The 268-nt window shown below is 56.3% G+C and carries 1 pseudogene; it reads left to right on the forward strand.

The features are described 5' to 3' along the window. A pseudogene (locus SB756_RS30640) lies at positions 1 to 268 on the forward strand (beta-carotene hydroxylase); the annotation flags it as partial.

Below are 268 nucleotides of genomic sequence, written 5' to 3' on the forward strand. Positions count from 1 at the left end.
TTTGTCGATTTTGCTCATTTATCTGGGCAGCACGGGTGTCTGGCCCTTGCAGTGGATCGGCGCGGGTATGACGCTCTACGGCCTGCTCTATTTTATTGTGCATGACGGCCTGGTGCATCAGCGCTGGCCATTCCGCTATGTTCCGCGCCGGGGTTATTTACGCAGGCTTTATATGGCGCACCGTATGCATCATGCGGTACGAGGCAAAGAGGGCTGTGTCTCGTTTGGCTTTCTTTACGCGCCGCCGCTGTCAAAACTGCAGGCGACG

This window comes from Pseudomonas sp. SIMBA_068, assembly GCF_046534705.1.
GTDB lineage: Bacteria > Pseudomonadota > Gammaproteobacteria > Pseudomonadales > Pseudomonadaceae > Aquipseudomonas > Aquipseudomonas putida.